The organism is Gilliamella sp. Choc5-1, from assembly GCF_001690595.1.
GTDB classification, from domain to species: Bacteria; Pseudomonadota; Gammaproteobacteria; order Enterobacterales; family Orbaceae; genus Gilliamella; species Gilliamella apicola_M.
This window is the reverse complement of the sequence record NZ_LZHH01000122.1, coordinates 36,026-56,278: the sequence shown is the minus strand read 5'-3', so window position 1 is coordinate 56,278 and position 20,253 is coordinate 36,026. Positions and strand designations below refer to the sequence as shown.

Below are 20,253 nucleotides of genomic sequence, written 5' to 3'. Positions count from 1 at the left end.
AAAAGCCACATAAAATTTATATCTAAAGCTTATTATTTTATCACTGAATCAAGGTTTTTCGCTACTTTTTCAGTGGAATTTACAATAGAAAGGCTTTTAGCTTTAATTGCCATTTCAAGTAATTTGTTGCGAGGTAAATTTAATAATAAATTTGATAGTGATTCAACGTTAAAATCTGGCTGTTCTATAATATGGGCAGCTCCTATATCTGATAGTGATTTTGCATTCCAAAACTGCTGGCGATCTTTATGCATAAATGGTACGAAAATAGCGCCGATACCAACAACCTCAATTTCACTAACAGTTAAAGCGCCACTTCGACAAATCACAATATCAGCCCAATTGTATGCATCAGTAACATTTGATATAAATTCAGTTACTTTATTATTTGTCATATCACAATTTTGATAAGACTGAATTACTGAATCTAACATTCCTTTACCTGTTTGATGCCACACCTCATATTTATTTGATAATTTTGTTATTACTTGCGGCACTATATCATTAATAATTTTGGCACCTTGGCTTCCCCCCATAACTAATATCCTGATTGGTCCATTACGGTTTTTAAATCTTTCTTCTGGTTTTGCCACAGTTAAAAGATCACTGCGTACAGGGTTACCAACTACTTCAGCCTTAGGAAAAGCGGTAGGAAATGCTTGCAAAACTTTAGTTGCAATTTTAGCTAGCCACTTGTTGGTTAAACCGGCTATACCATTTTGTTCATGCACTACAACCGGTATGCCAAGTGTTTTAGCTGCGATTCCTCCAGGACCAGAAACATATCCCCCCATGCCTAAAACAACATCAGGACGATATGCTTTTAAAATTTTTCTAGCTTGTAAAACAGCTTTTAGAATTTTATAAGGCGCTTTTAATAATGCCACCACACCTTTGCCTCGTAGCCCTGATATTTCGATAAAATCGATTTTAATACCATTTTCAGGAACTAGCTGTGCCTCCATTCGGTCAGCGGTACCTAACCATCTGACTTGCCAACCTTGCTTCATTAAATAATGTGCAACAGCAATACCGGGAAAGACGTGTCCGCCTGTTCCACCAGCCATAACTAACAACTTTTTCATTATTTTATTAACCTTATTCGTGCTTGTGCTTGTTGTTGTCTAAATTCAAAATCTATTCTGAGCAGTATTGCAACTGCAATACTGCTCAGAATAAGGCTTGAACCACCATAACTGATAAATGGTAATGTTAATCCTTTGGTTGGTAACATACCAGATGTAACACCAACGTTAACAAATGTTTGAAAGCCAAACCATATACCAATTTCACAGGCTAAATACCCCGAAAACAGTAAGCCCTCATTTAACGCTCTATAACCAATTGCAAGCGCTTTAAATGTCAGAAAGAAAAGCAGTGACAATAAAGCAACTACACCTATATATCCATATTCTTCAGAAATAATCGAAAAAATAAAATCGGTATGGCATTCAGGTAGGTAACCTAATTTTAGGATGGAATTACCCATACCTTGCCCGGTAATACCCCCATTACCAATTGCCATTAATGATGCAACTAATTGATAACCAGAACCTGTTGCATCTTGCCAAGGGTCAAGAAAGGTTAACAGTCGTGTTAAGCGGTAAGACTCATACAAAATCAAACAAATCACTGCTCCAACGCCCGTTAACAAAATAGCAATAAATTGCCACAATTGTGCGCCAGCAATAAATAAAATACCGATAGTTACCATAAATAAAACGATAACTGTACCTAAATCGGGTTGTTTAAGTAACAAAACTGAGAGTACTGCCATAACAACCATTGGTTTAAAAAAACCCCAAAAGCCATTTTTTACTTCTTCAAATTTACGTGATAAATAACCAGCTAAAAATAAAAATAAAGCTAACTTTGAAAGCTCTGCTGGTTGAAAATTAAACACACCTAGAGGTATCCAACGAGAAGCCCCATTAATTGAAGAACCAATACCAAGTACAACAACTAACATAATAATAGCAACAATCAGTAATGCAGAGCTAAACTGTTGCCAACGTTGCATCGGAATATACAGTGTAATAAACATTAAAAATAACGATAGTCCTAATTGAATAAGCTCCCGTTGTGTATAAAAAAAAGGATTGCTTTCATTAAATGACATTGAAGCTGATGTCACCATAATCAAACCAAATATCATTAAACCAAGCACAGTCCAAAGTAATTGGTTATCAAATGGTATATGTGGGTTAACTTGTTTTTTTAACCAAAAGAATGTCATTTTTTACCTCTTTGAGCATATTTTTTGGCTAATTTTGCAAATTGATTTCCTCGTTCAATATAATTTTTAAATTGATCTAAACTTGCACAAGCAGGGGAAAGTAATACTACATCATTTGATATTGCTTTTTGAGCAATGATTTGCATCGATTCAGCCATTGTTTCAGTTATTGTTGTTATATTAGGAGCTAATTTACCAAGCAAATAACGATCTCGCCCAAAACAGAAAACCTCAAGATTGTTATTTTGTAAGTAAGGTAATAGAGGAGAAAAATCAGCTGATTTGCCATCACCACCTAATAATAAGTATAGTTTACCGTGGCAAATAACACTTTTTAGCGCCGCTTCCGTACTACCTACATTGGTCGCTTTAGAATCATTAATCCACTTTACACCATTTTGCTCAAAAACCAGTTCAAAACGATGTGGCAAGCCTTGAAAGGAGGCTATTGTTGCTAAGCTTGATTGTCGTGGAATATTTAATTTATCTGCAATTGCTAAAGCAGCTAACGCATTAAGATAGTTATGACACCCAATTAGTTTTATCATTTTAGTATCTAACACGCTTTGTTTTTGTGCAATTAGGTGTTCATAATGGACATCTAAATGATAATCACCTTTATTCACACCGAATGAAACACATTTGCTTTGTTTATCAGTTGGAATAGTTAATTTATCATCATGGTTAATTACACAATATTTTGCATTATGATAAATACGTTGCTTAGCCTCGACATATTGCATTAAACCAAGAGGATACCGATCCATATGATCTTCTGAAATATTTAAAATTGTTGCAACAGTCGCCTGCAAACTATATGTTGTTTCTAGCTGGAAACTTGATAATTCAAGAACATATACATCATATTCCTGCTTTAAAAGGGATAATGCAGGTTCGCCTATATTTCCACCAACACCCACTTTAATACCGGATGATTTAATTATATCACCAACCAATGTTGTCACCGTTGTTTTACCATTAGCTCCAGTGATCGCAACAATTTTTTTATTTGGTTGCAGATTAACTTCACGACAAAAAAGTTCTATATCACCAATAATTTCGATACCTTTTTCAGCTGCTTTTTTCAATTCTGGAGTTGATAATGCAATGCCTGGGCTAGTGATAATTAAATCAGCTTTTAACAACCAATCAATATTTAAGTCACCTAAATGATAATTAACACGATTATCTAATTGCTCTAATCCTTGTGGTTTTAAACGAGTATCAATTACCTTTGGGATAACGTTTTGATCAAGAAAATAATCAACACAAGAAAGACCTGTAATGCCTAATCCAATAATTACAACATTTTTGCCCTGATAGCTAACCATGATTCAATCCTGATCTATGTTTAAATTAACGTAATTTTAGAGTTAATAATCCAATTAAAACTAACATTAATGAAATAATCCAAAAACGCACAATAACTCTAGGCTCTGGCCAACCTTTTAATTCATAGTGATGATGAATCGGTGCCATCTTAAATATCCTTTTACCTCGTAATTTATATGAGCCTACTTGTAAAATCACGGATAAAGTTTCGATAACAAAAATTCCACCCATAATTAGTAATAAAAATTCTTGTCGTAATAAAACAGCAATAATTCCAAACACACCACCTAAAGCTAATGAGCCAACATCCCCCATAAAAACCATAGCAGGATAGGTGTTAAACCATAAAAAACCAAGTCCAGCACCAATAATTGCGGTACAGACAATCATTAATTCGCCACTAAATTTGATATAAGGAATATGTAGGTAAGCTGCAAAATTAACATTACCTGTTGCCCAAGATACAAGCGCAAAACCAGCAGCAACAAAAACAGTTGGCATAATGGCAAGCCCATCAAGTCCATCAGTTAAATTAACGGCATTTCCAGCCCCAACAATCACAATGTAACTAAGTAGAATAAATAATAATCCTAATTGAGGCATAACATCTTTAAAAAATGGTAAAACGAGTACTGTTACCGTGCTATCTTTTCCGTAAACATAAAGGCCAAAAGCAACAATTAACGCAATAACCGATTGCCAAAAATACTTCCATTTTGCAATAAGGCCTGCACTATTTTTGCGGATTACCTTTAAATAATCATCAATAAAGCCAATAATGCCATAACCAATTAAAACAAATAAGGTTACCCAAACATAAGGATTACGAAGATCTGCCCATAAAAGTACCGATAATACGATAGATGCTAAAATAAGCACTCCTCCCATAGTGGGAGTTCCCTTTTTACTTAAATGTGATTCTGGTCCATCATGACGGATGACTTGCCCAATTTGCAATTTTTGCAACCTATCAATAACTTTCTGACCAAAAAATAAAGAAATTGCTAAAGAAGTTAATAACCCTAAAATAGCTCTTACAGTTAAATAAGAGATAACATTAAAAAAGGTAAAATGTTTCACTAAATATTCTGATATCCACACCAACATAATTTTAATCCTAACGCTTTATTGCTTAATTTGAATTTTTTCGATGATTTCTTCCATTTTTGCACTACGAGAACCTTTAACTAGCATAGTTAAAGTTGGGTGTTGACGTAATAACGTTAACAGAAAATTTGCTGCATCTTGTTTGTTATTAAAATGGTGACCCTCACCACTATACAGACTAATAAATTGACTTAATTTGCCAATACTTACTACACAATCAAGCTTTTCATCGCGAGCAAGTTCGCCTATTTGTCGATGATATTTTTCAGATTCAGGCCCTAGTTCCCCCATATCGCCAACGACCAAAACTCGATAGCCTGGCTGTTTTGCCAACACTTTTATTGCTGCCGACATTGAGCCAACATTAGCATTATAAGAATCATCCCAAATTAATTGGGTTTGATTTAATCTTATTGGGAATAATCGACCTTTTACTGGTTTTAAATTGGCTAAACCTTGCTGTATCTGATTAAATGTTGCACCAACAGAGAGTGCTAAAGCTGATGCTGCGATAGCATTTGAAACATTATGCTCACCAATTAAAGGTAATATAATAGGACATTCACCGTTTGGTGTATGTAATGTAAAAGTTGTATTTTCAGCATATTGAATGTTACTTGCGTAAAAATCGGCCGACAAGTTTGCCAACGAAAATGTCCAAACAGTCTTATTTGTTAACTGAGTAGACCATTTATCAGAACAACTATCCAAATTAATGATAGCAATACCATCTTTAGATAAACTTTCAAAAATCTCACCTTTAGCCACTGCCACGCCATCAAGTGAACCAAAGCCTTCTATATGTGCTTCAGCAATATTATTAATTAAAGCACTGTGTGGTTTAACAATATTTGTAGTATAGGCAATTTCACCGATATGATTTGCACCTAATTCTATTACGGCAAACTGATCTTGTTTAGTTAATCTCAACATTGTCAATGGCACGCCAATATCATTATTGAAATTACCTTGTGTATAGAGGGTTTGCCCGCAATTTTGTAAAATGGCAGCAGTCATTTCTTTAACTGATGTTTTACCTGATGAGCCTGTAAGTGCCACAATTTTTGCAGTACTTTGTTGGCGAACAAAATTCGCAATTTTCCCTAAAGCTAGGCGAGTATCTTTGACAACAATCTGCGGTATTGTTTTATTAAGTTTATGATCTACGATCACAGCTATAGCACCATCTTTAATAGACTGCACTGCAAAAGCATGTCCATCAAAATGATTACCAACAAGTGCAATAAATAAAGATTGTTTAGTAATCATTCGAGAATCGGTACAAATAGAGTTAATAACACTATTTTCGTCTTGAATATAATAAGAGTTACCATTCACTATTTCTTTTATTTGTTTAATTTTTACTGGAATCATGATTGATTCTCTACTCCTAGAAGTTTTTTCACTGTTTCTTGATCTGAATAGTGATATTTGATTTTACCAACTATTTGGTAGTCCTCATGTCCTTTACCTGCAATTAAAATTACATCATTTGGTTCTGCTTGATTCAATGTTTGTTTAATAGCTTCAACCCTATCGGTAATGATTTGTATGTTGCCAGTACGATGTAAACCTTGTTGAATATCATCAATGATCTTCATTTCATCTTCAGTGCGTGGATTATCATTAGTCAAAACAATTTTATCAGCAAATTGTTCTGCTACCTTTGCCATCAAAGGTCTTTTACCTGTATCCCTATCACCACCACAACCAAAAATCACCCATAGCGTTCCTTGGCAATGAATTCGGCTTGCTTGCAACGCTTTTTGTAAAGCATCTGGGGTATGAGCATAATCAACAATAACTGTTGGATTATCTTTTACATGTAAAACATCCATTCGTCCACAAATGGGAGTCAAAAAAGAGGCCATATTCACTACAGAAAAAAATGGATAGTTCAATGTTAAAAGTGTCGCTATAGCCAATAACAAATTAGAAACATTAAATTCACCTAATAACCGGCTATTGACAATAGCATTTCCCCAACTTGAATCTATATGAATTTTAGCACCTTTATCATGATATTCGATCATCGAAACTCCAACATAAGACTTGTTTAAAGACTTCAACTGGCGCAATGATTTAGGCTGGCATGATACTGCCGTTACATCTCGTAGTTTATCAATCCATCGTTTACCATATTTGTCATCATAATTAACAATTGATTTACCTGAGCTTAAAACTTGTTTTTCTTTTTCATCAGAACTAAATAACGACCATTTTGCTTTTGCATATTTACTCATTGTCTTATGGTAATCAAGATGATCGCGACTCAAATTGGTAAATACGGTAGCTGCACAATTTAGCCCTTTAACCCGATCCATGGCGAGTCCATGTGAGGAAATTTCCATCGTTACAACTTTGACCTGTTTCTCTACAAATTCAGCTAATAAAGTTTGCACATCTACTGCTGATAACGTTGTATTAACTGATGGCTCAAGTTCATTATAAATTCCATTACCAATAGTTCCCATTAGTGCTGTTTTTTTATTTAACAATGTTGTGCATTGAGCAATAAGCTGACTAACGGTTGTTTTTCCATTGGTTCCTGTTACCCCAATAACAGATAATTTTTTTGATGGAGAATGATAAAACTCATTAGCAATCACAGATAGGCGTTGTGAAAGCTGGAAAACACTAATTTGTGGAATTGCTGATTTATTATCGTGCTCAAGATACTTAATTGTTAAATTACTTGATTTTCGATTTGTTTCAACTATAACAGCAACCGCACCAGATGAAATGGCTTGAGGAATAAATTCTCGTCCATCAACCGTATGTCCTTTGATAGCAACAAACACATCACCTTTTTCTACTTTACGACTATCAATGCGTAAATGATTAAGCGGAAAGTCCTCTAATTTTAGTTGATTACTTCCGCCTAACAATTCAAACAATCTCTTAAAAGTGCTTATAGCTATCATTTCCTACCTATTAATAAATAATCATTTGACCATCAACTTGACGATCGGGTTTTACATTCATTGTTCTTAATACTCCGCCCATAATACGGCTAAAGACGGGGGCTGAAACCGAACCACCATAATATTGACCCGCTTTAGGATTATCAATCACAACTACAAGGGAGTATTTTGGTCCTGTTGCTGGTGCAATACCTGCGGTATACGCTAAATATTGGTTAACATATCTGCCACCAGCTAATTTTTTAGCTGTTCCTGTTTTAACACCTACGCTATACCCAGGAACTGATGCTTTGGTACCCCCCCCTGTTACAGCTACCGCTTCCATCAATTGCACAACTGTTTTAGCTACTTTTTCTGAAACCACACGTTCACCTTTAACAGGTTTGTTGACTTTTAAAATAGAAACAGGCCGATATATACCATAACTACCAATGGTCGCATAAGCTCTTGCCAATTGTAATGGAGTCACACTTAATCCATATCCAAACGCAAATGTTGCTCGTTCAATATCCGCCCATTTTCTGGTTCTATCTGCTGCAATAGAACCGCTCACTTCCCCACCTAGACCAAGCCCTATTGGTTGCCCCAATCCAAACCGGCTATAGAATTCTACCAGATCACCCTGCTGCATTTGCAAAGCGAGCTTACTTACGCCAACATTACTTGATTTTTCTAAGATACCAGCCAAATTTAATGTTTTTTGATATGACACATCTTTAATTTCATAGCGATTAACATAAAACGGTCTAGTATCGATAATAGTATTTAAGTTAGCAATTTTTTTTTCTAAAGCAGCCATTACAACTAGCGGTTTAACCGTAGAGCCTGGTTCAAACGCATCAGTAACTGCTCTATTTCTCAATAAATTATAATCAATTGATGAACGATTATTAGGATTATAAGATGGACTAGTTGCCATCGCTAAAATCTCACCAGTATGTACATCAATCAATACAGCTGTTCCACTGTCTGCTTTATTAAATTCAACAGCTTGATTAAGTTCACTATACACTAGCGATTGTAAACGCTCGTCTATACTTAATGTTAAGTCTGATGCCTTTTCGCTTTCCGTACGTTGCAATTCCTCAATTACACGACCTACTCGATCACGTCTTACAACTCTTTGCCCCGATTCACCTATTAACCATTTATTAAAACTTTTTTCAATACCTTCAGAACCTTTTTCAGTACCATTTTCATCAATATCTGTGAGCCCAATTAATTGGGCTATATTTTCTGCTGCTGGATAATAACGTTTAGATGTTTTCGCAAAGGATATCCCTGGCAATTTTAGTTTTTTTAAATAATCAGATATTGTTGGCGTTACTTGCTTAGATAAATAAACAAATCTCATTGATGGGTTGTTTAATTTTTGTTCTAGCGTTGACATTGGAATATTTAACGTTTGAGCTAATCCTTGCCATCTAATATCATCCGCTTTAACTCCACCTTTTTGTACAACAATTTTGGGATCTGCCCAAACGTCAAACATTGGCACACTTACGGCTAACGCACGCCCATTACGATCAGTAATCATTGCTCTTGGAGCATCCATTTCCTGATGACGAAGTGAACGTTTATTACCTTCAGCAATAAGTTTGTCAGGCTCAATAATTTGTAACAGTGCCATTCGAACAATAAGACAAATAATCGCAAAAATAATTAAACCATATATAATATAAAAACGATTGGGTGTAAAAAATTGCTTTTTACTGTTATTCAACTTATTGGCTTTAGTTGTTTTGGTAGCCTTTTTTATTTTGTTTTTCTTATGTTTAGTGACAGATTTCATTATTTACTCTTTATCACAACAACTGTTTCATTTTGTGGCGTTACATAAGACATGCCTAATTGATTCTTTGCTCTTTCTTCTACTCTTTTAGGATCAGCTAGGACATTTTCTTCAATAACTAGATTCCGCCATTCGCTTTCTAATACATCTTGTTCTAATAAAAGTTGCTCACGCTCAAATAACTGCTTACGAACCTGCTGAGTTGTTATTAATACCGCACCAGCTGAAATAACTATCATTACAAGTAATAATAATGAAAGTTTTTGATGACCAAATAAATCACTAATAATTAAGCCACATAAACTTCTATTTGGTCTTTTTTGAATCTCTTTATCAATATAGGTGTTATTTTGAAAATTATCATTGTATTGGTTGCTATTCATTTTTCCTTTCTGCTACCCTTAATATTGCACTTCGAGAGCGCGGGTTATTTTTGATTTCAATAGTATTTGGCTTGATTTTACTAATAGATTTTAATTTAGCACTACCATATTGTTTAATTTGCTGCTCTGTTAGTGGTAATCGAGCAGGTAAATTAGGACCTTTACTATGCTTACCAATAAATTGCTTTACAATTCTATCTTCTAGTGAATGAAAGCTGATAACCGCTAATCTTCCTTGACCTGCAAGTACGGATAAACTACTATTTAGTGCTTGCTCAACTTCTTCCAATTCGCTATTAATATAAATACGAATAGCCTGAAAACTACGTGTAGCAGGGTGCTTATTTTTATCTTTTCTTGGTGTTGCTCTTTCAATTAAATTAGCCAACTCTAAAGTACGGGTGATTGGCGAAACTTTATTTTGCTCCACGATCGATCGAGCAATACGTTTGGCAAATTTTTCTTCACCAAATGTTTTTAACACCCATGAAATATCATCTTCATCACTGCTAAGTAACCATTCGCTTGCTGTTAAACCTTTATGGTTATTCATGCGCATATCAAGCGGTCCATCTCGCATAAAAGAAAACCCTCTTTCAGGATCATCAAGTTGTGGGGATGAAACACCAAGATCTAACAAAAGTCCATCAATCTTACCTAATAGTTCAAAATTATTAATATATTGGTAAATATTTGAAAATTCGCCCCTAATAAAAGTAAATCGAGGATCTGTTATTTGTAAAGCAACTTGCTCAGCACGCTCATCACGATCAATCGCAATTAATCGACCTTGTGGACCAAGTTGTTCAAGTATTAAACGAGAATGACCGCCTCGCCCAAAGGTACCATCAACATAAATGCCATCTTTTTTTATATTTAGTGCGTTTACAGCTTCGTTTAATAAAACCGTTTTGTGTTGGTAATCCATCAATCTTTTACTCTTATTAAATAGTTAAATTTTTTAAATTATCTGATAAGTTTTCAATATCCGTTGGTAATGCGGCAATATCGTCTTTAATTTGTTGATACCAAATTACCTCATCCCAAATTTCGAATTTATTAGATTGACCAACAAACATTGTATTTTTTTCTAATTTAGCATAAGTACGTAACGTAGGTGGTAATAAAATTCGACCTGAATTATCCATTAAACACTCAGTTGCATAACCCAATAATAGTCTCTTAATTCTACGTTCAGCTTCTACAATCGTTGATAATGTCGCAAGTTGCTGCTCTATACATTTCCATTCAGATAAAGAGTAGAGAGTTAAGCAAGGATGGTATAAACCAATTGTGCAAACCATACCTTCAGATAAAGATTCACGGTAGCGAGTAGGAATAGCTAACCGCCCTTTATTATCTAAATTGATTGAAATTGCACCACTAAACATAAAAGAATTGTTATTTATAAATTTTTTGTCATTTTTTAATTAAAAAAATCAAAATGTTAATTAAAAGTTCATTTTCACCACTTACTCCCACTTTTTACCACAAAATCTCACAAAATAATAGGTTGTTAATTAATTATTTATAATGCATTGATTTTATTACCAAAATAAACAAAGTCTATAATAAAGTATAGCAGAGGGAATATATAAAAATTCCTCGTGTTGTTTACAGTAATTTGAGAAATGGCTGTAATAAATATTCATAAAAAAACAAAATTAACGCTCTATCACAAATAAACGATAGAGCGCTGATATCATAAAGAAAATAACCGTTACTAATTTGGCTAGGCGCGTTATGGTTTCCCAACCATTTATAGCGTACTAAATAAAGACCGATTAGAGTTTTTGTCTTTTTAAGTAGTAAAAATGAATTTTATAAAACCATCAGTTAGGGTATTAACTATCTGGTTAAATTCGAAAAATCTATTGAAAATAAATTAAGACGGTAAGCTAAAGGCGATAACAAAACCTTTCTGAGCGAAATACTGCAGGTTGATACTAAAGGTTTACCTTTACTTAAAAATCAAACTAAACGGCAAATTAGAGAATATTTATTCATGAGTAACATAGTGATTTTTTTATTTTTTTTACATAAACGTGGTGCGTTCCTGAAACTTTTTGACAAAATGGAGCAGCTTTTATTTGTTTAGATAAACAGCGTATCAGAATCGACCCTGTAAATAAATTTGTGTATTTACAGGATCAACATTAAAAGTATTTATTTAAACGAATAGGTTTTCGTACCTTTATTTGTTGCAACTTTAACTTCAAGAACTGAACATCCAATAATTGGTGTTACCCGTACACGTTGCCCGTATTTTAGTGTAACTCTATACTCTCTAGGTGACGTACCTATTCTACAATTTCCTTTATTGATTGTTACGCCGTTTATTGCAACCGAATTTTCCATAGAGGTAATATAAACATGTTGGCTATACATTCCAGCTAAGCTATTGTAGTAGTTTTGAACATTCACTTTTAATTGAACAGCAAAAGAATTGAATGTACTTCCAACTAATATTAGCAGTAATAATATCTTTTTCATCATTGTTTTCTTTTCATTTTATTTATAGATAGATTTAATAACGTTACTAATTGTGCCACCAATAGCAGCCGATACAACAAAACTAGTTATTACTCTAGCCGCTATATTTTGGTTTGTTGATAATGCATATTCATTGCATTTTTTCCCTACAACTTTTTGAGCTTCATAAATAGAAGAAACGGTTAATATAAGTCCAGAGGTAATACTAATAATTCTAAAAATAGACATTTTTATTTCCTTTAAATGTTATGTTTGTTAATTTTGTGAAAAATCTTAGCCGTATAATTAAAATGAGGAAGTGATTGTATAAAAGCATCCTCCTGAATTGTTTCAGAAATATTCAAATCAAACTTAAAAAAAGTTTTAATTTCTTTTACATGCTCAATAACGTCATACGCTATAACAAAAATATGTTTCTCCAATTCTCCTACTAGATACCAATGCCCCTTAAAATGAATGAGTTTATAAGGAGCAAAGTTATTACATACATCATTCTTCATTTTTATTGTAATTAACGATCTATCAATGATAGATCGAACAATGGTAAGAAAAGGAGCATACATACTTGGTTGTTCATCTAACGAATCAGTATAAATAATACATGGTGAATGATTTTTATTTGAAAGTAGAATATCAATAAACTTATGATCAAAAGCATGTTTAGGGAATAATTTATCAATATCAATTATTCGACTAAAATGTAATATGTCTCTATAAGTTTTTAATGAACCTTCAGAATACTTAGATAATTTAAAATATCCTTTTTTAACATCTTCAATTTCTATATCAGGAATCATCTTTATGCGATTATTGAAATCTCTACTTATCGTTCGTTTAGAAACGTTAAATTCATGAGCTAAATCTGTTACTGAAAGTATTTCCCCCAAGAAATAAACGCACTAATATCGTATAAATTCTCATACATAATGGATCATGTTCAGACATGTTATATTCCCTAAATTTGTGCCTCAATTCTTATTGATAATTTCCTTATTTAGATACTTTTGTCTCATATATGCGACAATTACACATGCAGGAACTGTGACCCTAAAAGCAGGAGAAGCAAAATCACTTGCTAGCCAAGATGCAGTTATTCCCCAACCTATTGGACCTGCTAAAAAACTCATCGCTGTGGTTAAGGAAGTATAAACAACAAAAGGAACTTTCATACCAAGTTGACTTAGTACCATAGCAAGAGTGCGAGTAGCAAAAGTATAGGCAGCAAAACCTGAAAGATTAATAGCTGATTGAATTGACATCAAAATTAACTCAGGAGTGGGATTCATTAAATCCATTTGCATATCTTTTGATACCTGATTAAGTTGTTCTGTTGTCATTTCTTTTAATGACTCTTCTAGCATTTTTAAAAGCAAATTCATTTCAATAACTTCTATTGAAGAATTTTCATTAAAATTCACTTTTTTCTTTTTACAAACATCAATTAAAATCTCGCGATAAGAAACACCTTTCCCCCCTCTAAATAGTTTTGTGACAAATGTATTAGCTCCATAGGTTTGTAGCTCAGCAGCAATACTTTCCCAATATCGGTTATGATTGGGATAATATCTTTTATACATCTCACATCCTGTTAATTCTTCTGTATATCGAGGTTTATTATCAGTAGGATCAACGGTTAAAATAGAAACCAACAATTCTAAATCGTCATTACTACAGTGTTTTAAAAAAGCAAGATCTGTGTCAGAACGGTAAATAGCCATTTTTCTCTCCTTAATATTGATATAATAAATATTCAGAGATAATTTAATGGATGTTATGGACAGGTTATGACCATTTAAAAAAATAATTAAAAATTTTTTTATTTCCAAAATAACAATAAAACATAACATGTATTATGTTGATTTTTAATAAAATTTATTAAGAATGAAAAAGTGAGAATATCAGCATTTCAATATAATTAATACTGAAATAAAGAAACACAAAAAAAGACATGCTTTAGATAAAATAGTGCTAAAATCCTTTCAAAGCTGACTAGTTTCAACAAAGTGTAAATAAGAGAAATAGCCTATCGTTCAAAAACAAGAATGGAATTGTTGCTTTGCAAACAGGGCTATTTGATAAGTGATAATTTATTTATTGGCATTGATGATTTTTCATGTGAGCTTTATGCCGGTATTTACCCTGATAAATCCCAATTTAGTGCAGCACAATTTTTACAAAACGATGTGTTAGCCCAGTGTCCTTATACCACTACATGTATTTATTCCGATAATGGACGTGAATATCAAGGCACCAGTGAACACCTATTTGTTAAAACGTGCCATAGCCATCGTATTAATCAAAAATTCACCAAGCTCACCTGCCCACAAACGAATGGGAAAGCCGAAAGAGTGATATGAACTTTGAATTGCTATGTACATAATCAGCATATATTTAACGATTCAAAAGATAGAAAACAAAAACTGAAACGCTTTATTAATTTTTATAATACTGTTAAACCACATAAAGCGATTTTTGGAAAAACGCCTTATGAGTTTTTAGAGGATTATTTTAACCATGAAGTGTAAACAACTCGGCGTTTTCCTACATACGTAAGCTGTACTATTGGCTATTTACTCAACTATTTGCTTTTTCAGGTAAATATTTTTGTAAAAAATATTCAGGAGTCTATACCGTCTGGAGATTAAAAAAATAATAATATTGAGACAAAATTTGAATTAAGGTTTGGCATTATCGCAAATATTCAACAATTTAAAGAATTGAAAACAAATATTAAGCCATTTTGGGAAAAACGGGTTATGCCCGTTCTAAGAATTATTTAATCATGAAATGTAAACAACTCGATGTTTTCCTACATGTTGTATCGCTAGATTATTTTTAACTGAGCTATCGGTCTGGAAAGCCTGTGTTTCTTGATGCTATAGCGAATAAAAATGTTTAAATCCTCTTTTACATTTATCATAGAGAATTTTCTACTTTCGGGTCGTATTATTTAGGGGATAGTTAAAAATAGAATAGTACGATTTGGTTTTTAAATGATCTTTGTAGGAAGATGGCGGAAGCGCAGAGATTCGAACTCTGGGAGGGTCGCCCCTCGCCGGTTTTCAAGACCGGTGCTTTCAACCGCTCAGCCACACTTCCGCAATGGCTGTGAATATTAAAGGAGACTTGCTTATTTGTAAATAGCTATTTTAAGATTTTTTATTGTTTGCTTTAAATTTCATCAAATTTTATGAGGATCAGGCAAGCGATGGTGCATTAGTCATCAAAATTAGTGTTGGTTTTTGATTAATTGAGTATAATATAACGCAAATTAAATAATATGCTTTAAAAAATGTTAGATCAGATAGAAACCGATGATAAAGGTTATTTAAATAATTGGCAGGATTGGACTGTTGAGTTGGTTCCTGAATTGGCCACCAAAGAAGGCATTGATTTAACCGATGCTCATTGGGAAGTTATCTTATTTGTTCGTGATTTTTACTTAGAATATAAAACCTCGCCGGCTATACGTGCGTTAGTTAAAGCGATGGAAAAGAAATTTGGTGCAGAAAAGGGCAATAGTCGTTATTTATATAAGTTATTTCCAGATGGTCCAGCCAAACAAGCAACTAAACTTGCTGGTTTACCAAAACCCGTTAAATGTATATAGATAAAGGATAATATTAAGCTAATGATAAGATGGAAGCTCCCTTTATTATTACTCGTCGTGTTTGGTTATCTGCAATATGCTTTATGGTGTGGTAAAAATAACGTGTACGATTATCGAGATAATGTCGAAATGTTAGTCAATTTGCGTGCTGATAATGAAAAATTAAAGGCTCGTAATGAGCAAATGTTTGCTGAAATTAATGATTTACAACGAGGTTATGAAGCAATAGAGGAGCGTGCACGTAGTCATTTAGGGATGGTTAAAGCTAATGAATCTTTCTATCGAATTATTATTGATTCGGATACAAAAAAACAATAATGCATAACGTAAATAATCTTAATAATATTATTGCTATTGTGCCGGCAGCAGGAATTGGTAGCCGTATGAATAGCCAAATTCCCAAGCAATACCTAAAAATCGGTTCAAAGACGATTTTAGAACATACGTTACATAAATTATTAACGCATCCTCAAATTACTCAAGTTATTGTTGTAATCAGTCCTGAAGATCATCTATTTAACACCCTTTCGATCGCCTTGCATGATAAGATTAAAATGACGTTAGGCGGTGAAACTCGTGCTGATTCTGTTTTAGCCGGATTAAAATTGCTGAATGATGAACAGTGGGCATTAGTTCATGATGCTGCAAGGCCTTGTGTTGATCATGATGATATTACGCGCTTGATTGAAACAGTAACAAATAAAAAGCAAGGTGGCATATTAGCTACTCGTATTAGTGATACGGTTAAGCGAGCTTATCAAGATAATGATACGGTTATTGATTATTCTCAAGACCGAACTTATTTATGGGGAGCTGCAACGCCTCAACTGTTTAATGTGGGCGAACTAAAAACATGTTTGCAACAAGCATTAAATGATCGTGCTGTTATTACTGACGAAGCTTCAGCCATTGAGTATTGTGGTGGTCATCCTTTATTGGTTGAGTGCCGCCGAGATAATATAAAAATAACTCGGCCTGAAGATTTAGCATTGGCTACTTTTTATTTAACTAAGCAGATTCCAAATAGGTAAAAGTATGAGAATAGGTCATGGATTTGATGTTCATAAGTTTGGTGGAGAGGGTCCTATAACTCTTGCTGGGGTAAAAATTCCTTATCAATATGGCCTTGTTGCTCACTCTGATGGTGATGTTGTGTTACATGCAATAACCGATGCTTTAATTGGCGCATTGGCATTAGGTGACATCGGTAAGCTATTTCCTGATACAGATCCTAAATATAAAGGTATAGATAGTCGAATATTATTGAAAGATGTGTATACCCTTGTTCAAGCTAAAGGTTATGAATTAGTTAATTTAGATACTACTATTATTGCCCAAGAACCTAAAATGCGACCGCATGTTGATCAAATGCGAGTTAATATAGCAGAAGATCTGAAAGTTCATTTTGATCAAATTAGTGTAAAGGCAACAACAACTGAACAATTAGGCTTTACTGGGCGTAAAGAAGGCATTGCTTGCCAAGCGGTAGTGTTATTAAGTAAAAAATCCGAAACAGTTTAAATTATACAATAGGCAATAATAGTGTTAGCACAACTTAATTATTTATATGGCAAACCGACCACTAAAGGACAATACAAGCAACAATACGAAGATTTTAATGTGACAGAAGATCTTGGCTTTGAGTTGACTGGTGAAGGCGAACATGTTTTAGTTTTTTTGCAAAAACGTGATTGTAATACCCTATTTGTGGCTGAACAGTTGGCTAAATATGTTGGTATTTCACCAAAGTTAGTGAGTTATGCAGGGTTGAAAGATCGTCATGCAGTAACTCAGCAGTGGTTTAGTTTACATATGCCTGGTCAACAAACACCTGACTTTTCGGCATTTGATTTAGCAGGTTGTGAAATATTAGACGTTACTCGGCATAATAAAAAATTAAAAATTGGTGCTTTAAAGGGTAATTATTTTAAAATTATTTTAAGAGATTTAAGTAATCAATCCGAAATCGCATCTAAATTAGCATTAATCAAACAACACGGCGTACCTAATTATTTTGGCGAACAGCGTTTTGGCCGTGATGGAAATAATGTTACTCAAGCCATAAGTTGGGCTAAAGGCGAAATTTCGGTAAAAGATCGCAAAAAACGCAGTTTTTATCTTTCAGCTGCACGAAGTGCAATTTTTAATGATATTGTCAGCCAACGAATTGCACAAAACTTACAGCAAACCGTGCTTGATGGCGATATATTACAATTAGCACAGCGCAATAGTTGGTTTGTTGCACAGAATGATGAATTAACACTGTTACAACAGCGCTTAGATATCGGTGAACTTAATATTACAGCACCTATGATCGGCGATTCCCCACTCGGTACTTTGTGTAAAGCACTAGAGTTTGAGCAAAAATGTTTAGAAACTTGGTCTGAATTTAATGATTTATTTAAAAAAGAGCGAGTAGAAACAGCAAGGCGATCCATATTGTTACGAGCACATCAGCTTAATTGGCAATGGTTAGATTGCTGCACTCTTGAGCTTGATTTTTATTTGTCATCAGGTTGTTATGCAACAAGTGTGATTCGTGAATTAATAATGGAAAATGAGTAGCCCAAATGCAAAGTTTAAAAATGCAATCCTTAATTAAATTCTTGCGTCAACAAGGCATAAAAGATGAGCGCGTTTTAAATGCTATTGCCTGTGTTCCTCGGGAACATTTTGTTGATGAAGCGCTTTCGCATCAAGCTTATGATAATCGTCCATTGCCAATTGGCAGTGGTCAGACCATTTCTCAACCTTATATTGTAGCAAAGATGACAGAGCTATTAAGATTAGAACCACACTCCAAAGTGCTTGAAATCGGCACAGGGTCAGGGTATCAAACTGCCGTTTTAGCTAAATTAGTTGAAAATGTCTGTTCAGTAGAACGAATAAAAAGCCTACAATGGAATACCAAGCGCCGTTTAAAGCAACTTGATATTCATAACATTGCAACGCGCCATGGTGATGGTTGGTTAGGTTGGCCTGAGCGTGGACCATTTGATGGCATCATTGTTACCGCCGCCGCATCTGAAGTACCACAAAGCCTATTAGAACAGCTAGCCGATAAAGGTCGATTAGTGATTCCAGTTGGTGAAGATAAACAAGCTTTACAACTAATTGAACGTGTTGGCGATAGCTTTGTAGCTAAAAATATGGGCGAGGTAATATTTGTACCTTTAGTTAAAGGCGATATAGAATAATGACTTCTCATCACAAATTAAATAGTTACTCATTTTAGCGGATAGTTTGGTTAACTTATTATTTTATTTATAAATTGAAAGAATAATGATTTACCTAACTGCCCACTAAAATAGTATAACTGATTATTTATAACTTTTATTAGTTTTTGCCTTAACTTCTTGCATTGACTGCAAAATTCGATGATAGTTATCTAACCTTGATTGAGCAATTTCACCATCTTGCACGGCTTTTTGTAGTAAACACCCTGGCGTATCAAAATGGTTACAATCACGAAAATGGCAACCGCCCAAATAATTATTAAACTCTTTAAAACCACTAATCACTTGCTGTGGCTCTAAGTGCCATAATCCGAATTCACGGATCCCTGGAGAATCAATAATATCACCACCGTTTGGTAAGTGATAAAGCCGAGAGGATGTGGTTGTATGTTGACCAAGTCCTGATATTTCTGAAATATCCCCTGTCATGGCTGATTGTGATTGATGCGGTAACAGCAAATTAATAATACTTGATTTACCCACACCAGACTGCCCAACTAAGATAGAAATCTTACCTTGTAAAATATCTTGTAATACCGCAATACCTTGTTGATGCAGGCATGAAACATACAACACTTGATAACCAATTTTAGTATAAATAGCTAACTGGCTTTCAACATTTGCTCGCTCGGCATCGTTTAATAAATCAATTTTATTTAAAACAATAATTGGTTTTATCTCTGTTGCTTGACAAGCAACTAAATAACGGTCAATAATATTAAGAGATAACTCTGGCAATACTGCCGATATAATCACAATTTGGTCCACATTTGCCGCAACGGGTTTAACGCCATCATAAAAATCAGGTCGAACCAATTCAGAATGTCTAGGATGAACCGCTTCAATCACACCATTGGTATTAGACTCTAAACTTTCACGCCACACCACTTTATCGCCAGTGACTAATGAAGGCAAAGTTCGACGAATACTACATCGATAAATATTGCCGGTATTATCTTCAACATCAGCCGATTTACCAAAACGACTAATAACCACGCCATCGCGCGGTGATGAAAAGTTAGATAAACTTTCATCTTGCTTTGTTGCTAACCGTTGTTGATGTTTAGCTGCCATGCGTCTTTTTTGATTATTGGATAATTGAATTTTTGCCATAGTACTCATTTTTTACTAAAACAGATT

At 34.0% G+C, this 20,253-nt stretch carries 23 protein-coding genes and 1 tRNA gene; 8 read left to right on the top strand and 16 right to left on the bottom strand.

Annotation, left to right across the window (positions count from 1 at the left end; translation table 11 throughout):
- Positions 1-32 precede the first annotated feature (32 nt).
- From murG to A9G35_RS11715, 14 genes are all read right to left on the bottom strand, one after another.
- The gene (murG, locus tag A9G35_RS11780) at positions 33-1,085 is read right to left on the bottom strand and encodes an undecaprenyldiphospho-muramoylpentapeptide beta-N-acetylglucosaminyltransferase (protein ID WP_065637030.1); all 1,053 of its coding nucleotides are present in this window, start codon (positions 1,083-1,085) and stop codon (positions 33-35) included.
- Complete coding sequence (gene ftsW / locus A9G35_RS11775) at positions 1,085-2,236, bottom strand: cell division protein FtsW (RefSeq protein ID WP_065637029.1); 1,152 nt, start codon at positions 2,234-2,236, stop codon at positions 1,085-1,087. The genes murG and ftsW overlap by 1 nt, the downstream gene beginning before the upstream one ends.
- Entirely contained in the window at positions 2,233-3,567 is a 1,335-nt protein-coding gene (murD, locus tag A9G35_RS11770) for a UDP-N-acetylmuramoyl-L-alanine--D-glutamate ligase (protein ID WP_065637028.1), read from the bottom strand. Before murD ends, ftsW begins: the two co-directional genes overlap by 4 nt.
- 25 nt (positions 3,568-3,592) lie before the next feature.
- The gene (gene mraY / locus A9G35_RS11765) at positions 3,593-4,675 is read right to left on the bottom strand and encodes a phospho-N-acetylmuramoyl-pentapeptide-transferase (protein WP_065637027.1); all 1,083 of its coding nucleotides are present in this window, start codon (positions 4,673-4,675) and stop codon (positions 3,593-3,595) included.
- Between the two features lie 18 nt (positions 4,676-4,693).
- Complete coding sequence (gene murF, locus A9G35_RS11760) at positions 4,694-6,049, bottom strand: UDP-N-acetylmuramoyl-tripeptide--D-alanyl-D-alanine ligase (RefSeq protein WP_065637026.1); 1,356 nt, start codon at positions 6,047-6,049, stop codon at positions 4,694-4,696.
- A complete protein-coding gene (gene murE / locus A9G35_RS11755; RefSeq protein WP_081300216.1) occupies positions 6,046-7,599 on the bottom strand; it encodes a UDP-N-acetylmuramoyl-L-alanyl-D-glutamate--2,6-diaminopimelate ligase in 1,554 nt (517 codons plus the stop codon). The genes murF and murE overlap by 4 nt, the downstream gene beginning before the upstream one ends.
- A 10-nt stretch (positions 7,600-7,609) precedes the next feature.
- Entirely contained in the window at positions 7,610-9,358 is a 1,749-nt protein-coding gene (ftsI, locus tag A9G35_RS11750; RefSeq protein ID WP_065637067.1) for a peptidoglycan glycosyltransferase FtsI, read from the bottom strand.
- A 32-nt stretch (positions 9,359-9,390) separates the two neighbouring features.
- Positions 9,391-9,774 carry a cell division protein FtsL gene (gene ftsL, locus A9G35_RS11745; protein WP_081300215.1) on the bottom strand — a complete coding sequence of 128 codons (384 nt, stop codon included), beginning with the start codon at positions 9,772-9,774 and terminating at the stop codon, positions 9,391-9,393.
- Entirely contained in the window at positions 9,767-10,702 is a 936-nt protein-coding gene (gene rsmH, locus A9G35_RS11740; protein WP_065637024.1) for a 16S rRNA (cytosine(1402)-N(4))-methyltransferase RsmH, read from the bottom strand. Before rsmH ends, ftsL begins: the two co-directional genes overlap by 8 nt.
- Positions 10,703-10,718: 16 nt before the next feature.
- Complete coding sequence (gene mraZ, locus A9G35_RS11735; protein WP_065637023.1) at positions 10,719-11,165, bottom strand: division/cell wall cluster transcriptional repressor MraZ; 447 nt, start codon at positions 11,163-11,165, stop codon at positions 10,719-10,721.
- 775 nt (positions 11,166-11,940) lie between these two features.
- Positions 11,941-12,270, bottom strand: coding sequence for a hypothetical protein (locus A9G35_RS11730; RefSeq protein WP_141673876.1), 330 nt, complete (start codon positions 12,268-12,270; stop codon positions 11,941-11,943).
- Positions 12,271-12,285: 15 nt separating this feature from the next.
- Complete coding sequence (locus A9G35_RS11725; protein ID WP_065637021.1) at positions 12,286-12,495, bottom strand: hypothetical protein; 210 nt, start codon at positions 12,493-12,495, stop codon at positions 12,286-12,288.
- 11 nt (positions 12,496-12,506) lie between these two features.
- Positions 12,507-13,154, bottom strand: a complete 648-nt coding sequence (locus A9G35_RS11720; RefSeq protein WP_065637020.1) for a hypothetical protein — start codon at positions 13,152-13,154, stop codon at positions 12,507-12,509.
- Between the two features lie 81 nt (positions 13,155-13,235).
- Entirely contained in the window at positions 13,236-13,985 is a 750-nt protein-coding gene (locus tag A9G35_RS11715; RefSeq protein WP_065589441.1) for a DUF3944 domain-containing protein, read from the bottom strand.
- A gap of 324 nt (positions 13,986-14,309) precedes the next feature.
- Here A9G35_RS11715 and A9G35_RS13585 point away from each other — a divergent pair, with 324 nt between their 5' ends.
- Complete coding sequence (locus A9G35_RS13585; protein WP_065637019.1) at positions 14,310-14,624, top strand: DDE-type integrase/transposase/recombinase; 315 nt, start codon at positions 14,310-14,312, stop codon at positions 14,622-14,624.
- A 3-nt stretch (positions 14,625-14,627) separates the two neighbouring features.
- Positions 14,628-14,792 (top strand): integrase core domain-containing protein, encoded by a 165-nt coding sequence (locus tag A9G35_RS14225; RefSeq protein WP_218057279.1) that lies wholly within the window; start codon positions 14,628-14,630, stop codon positions 14,790-14,792.
- A gap of 486 nt (positions 14,793-15,278) precedes the next feature.
- Here the strand turns inward: A9G35_RS14225 and A9G35_RS11705 are convergent.
- Positions 15,279-15,366: transfer RNA gene (locus tag A9G35_RS11705), tRNA-Ser, on the bottom strand.
- 193 nt (positions 15,367-15,559) lie between these two features.
- On the opposite strand from A9G35_RS11705, the gene A9G35_RS11700 reads away from it, so the two are divergent.
- Genes A9G35_RS11700 through A9G35_RS11675 form a run of 6 tightly spaced genes read left to right on the top strand, consistent with a single transcriptional unit; the run spans position 15,560 to position 19,074 of the window.
- Entirely contained in the window at positions 15,560-15,877 is a 318-nt protein-coding gene (locus A9G35_RS11700; protein ID WP_065637018.1) for a TusE/DsrC/DsvC family sulfur relay protein, read from the top strand.
- Between the two features lie 21 nt (positions 15,878-15,898).
- Positions 15,899-16,195 carry a cell division protein FtsB gene (ftsB, locus tag A9G35_RS11695; protein ID WP_065637017.1) on the top strand — a complete coding sequence of 99 codons (297 nt, stop codon included), beginning with the start codon at positions 15,899-15,901 and terminating at the stop codon, positions 16,193-16,195.
- The gene (ispD, locus tag A9G35_RS11690; RefSeq protein WP_065637016.1) at positions 16,195-16,908 is read left to right on the top strand and encodes a 2-C-methyl-D-erythritol 4-phosphate cytidylyltransferase; all 714 of its coding nucleotides are present in this window, start codon (positions 16,195-16,197) and stop codon (positions 16,906-16,908) included. Before ftsB ends, ispD begins: the two co-directional genes overlap by 1 nt.
- Before the next feature lie 4 nt (positions 16,909-16,912).
- A complete protein-coding gene (gene ispF / locus A9G35_RS11685) occupies positions 16,913-17,398 on the top strand; it encodes a 2-C-methyl-D-erythritol 2,4-cyclodiphosphate synthase (protein ID WP_065611148.1) in 486 nt (161 codons plus the stop codon).
- A gap of 18 nt (positions 17,399-17,416) precedes the next feature.
- A complete protein-coding gene (gene truD, locus A9G35_RS11680) occupies positions 17,417-18,442 on the top strand; it encodes a tRNA pseudouridine(13) synthase TruD (RefSeq protein WP_065637015.1) in 1,026 nt (341 codons plus the stop codon).
- Between the two features lie 5 nt (positions 18,443-18,447).
- Positions 18,448-19,074, top strand: coding sequence for a protein-L-isoaspartate(D-aspartate) O-methyltransferase (locus A9G35_RS11675; RefSeq protein ID WP_065637014.1), 627 nt, complete (start codon positions 18,448-18,450; stop codon positions 19,072-19,074).
- A 123-nt stretch (positions 19,075-19,197) separates the two neighbouring features.
- Here A9G35_RS11675 and rsgA read toward each other — a convergent pair whose 3' ends face one another.
- On the bottom strand, positions 19,198-20,226 hold the full coding sequence (rsgA, locus tag A9G35_RS11670; protein WP_065637013.1) for a small ribosomal subunit biogenesis GTPase RsgA: 1,029 nt from the start codon (positions 20,224-20,226) through the stop codon (positions 19,198-19,200).
- Positions 20,227-20,253: the final 27 nt, after the last annotated feature.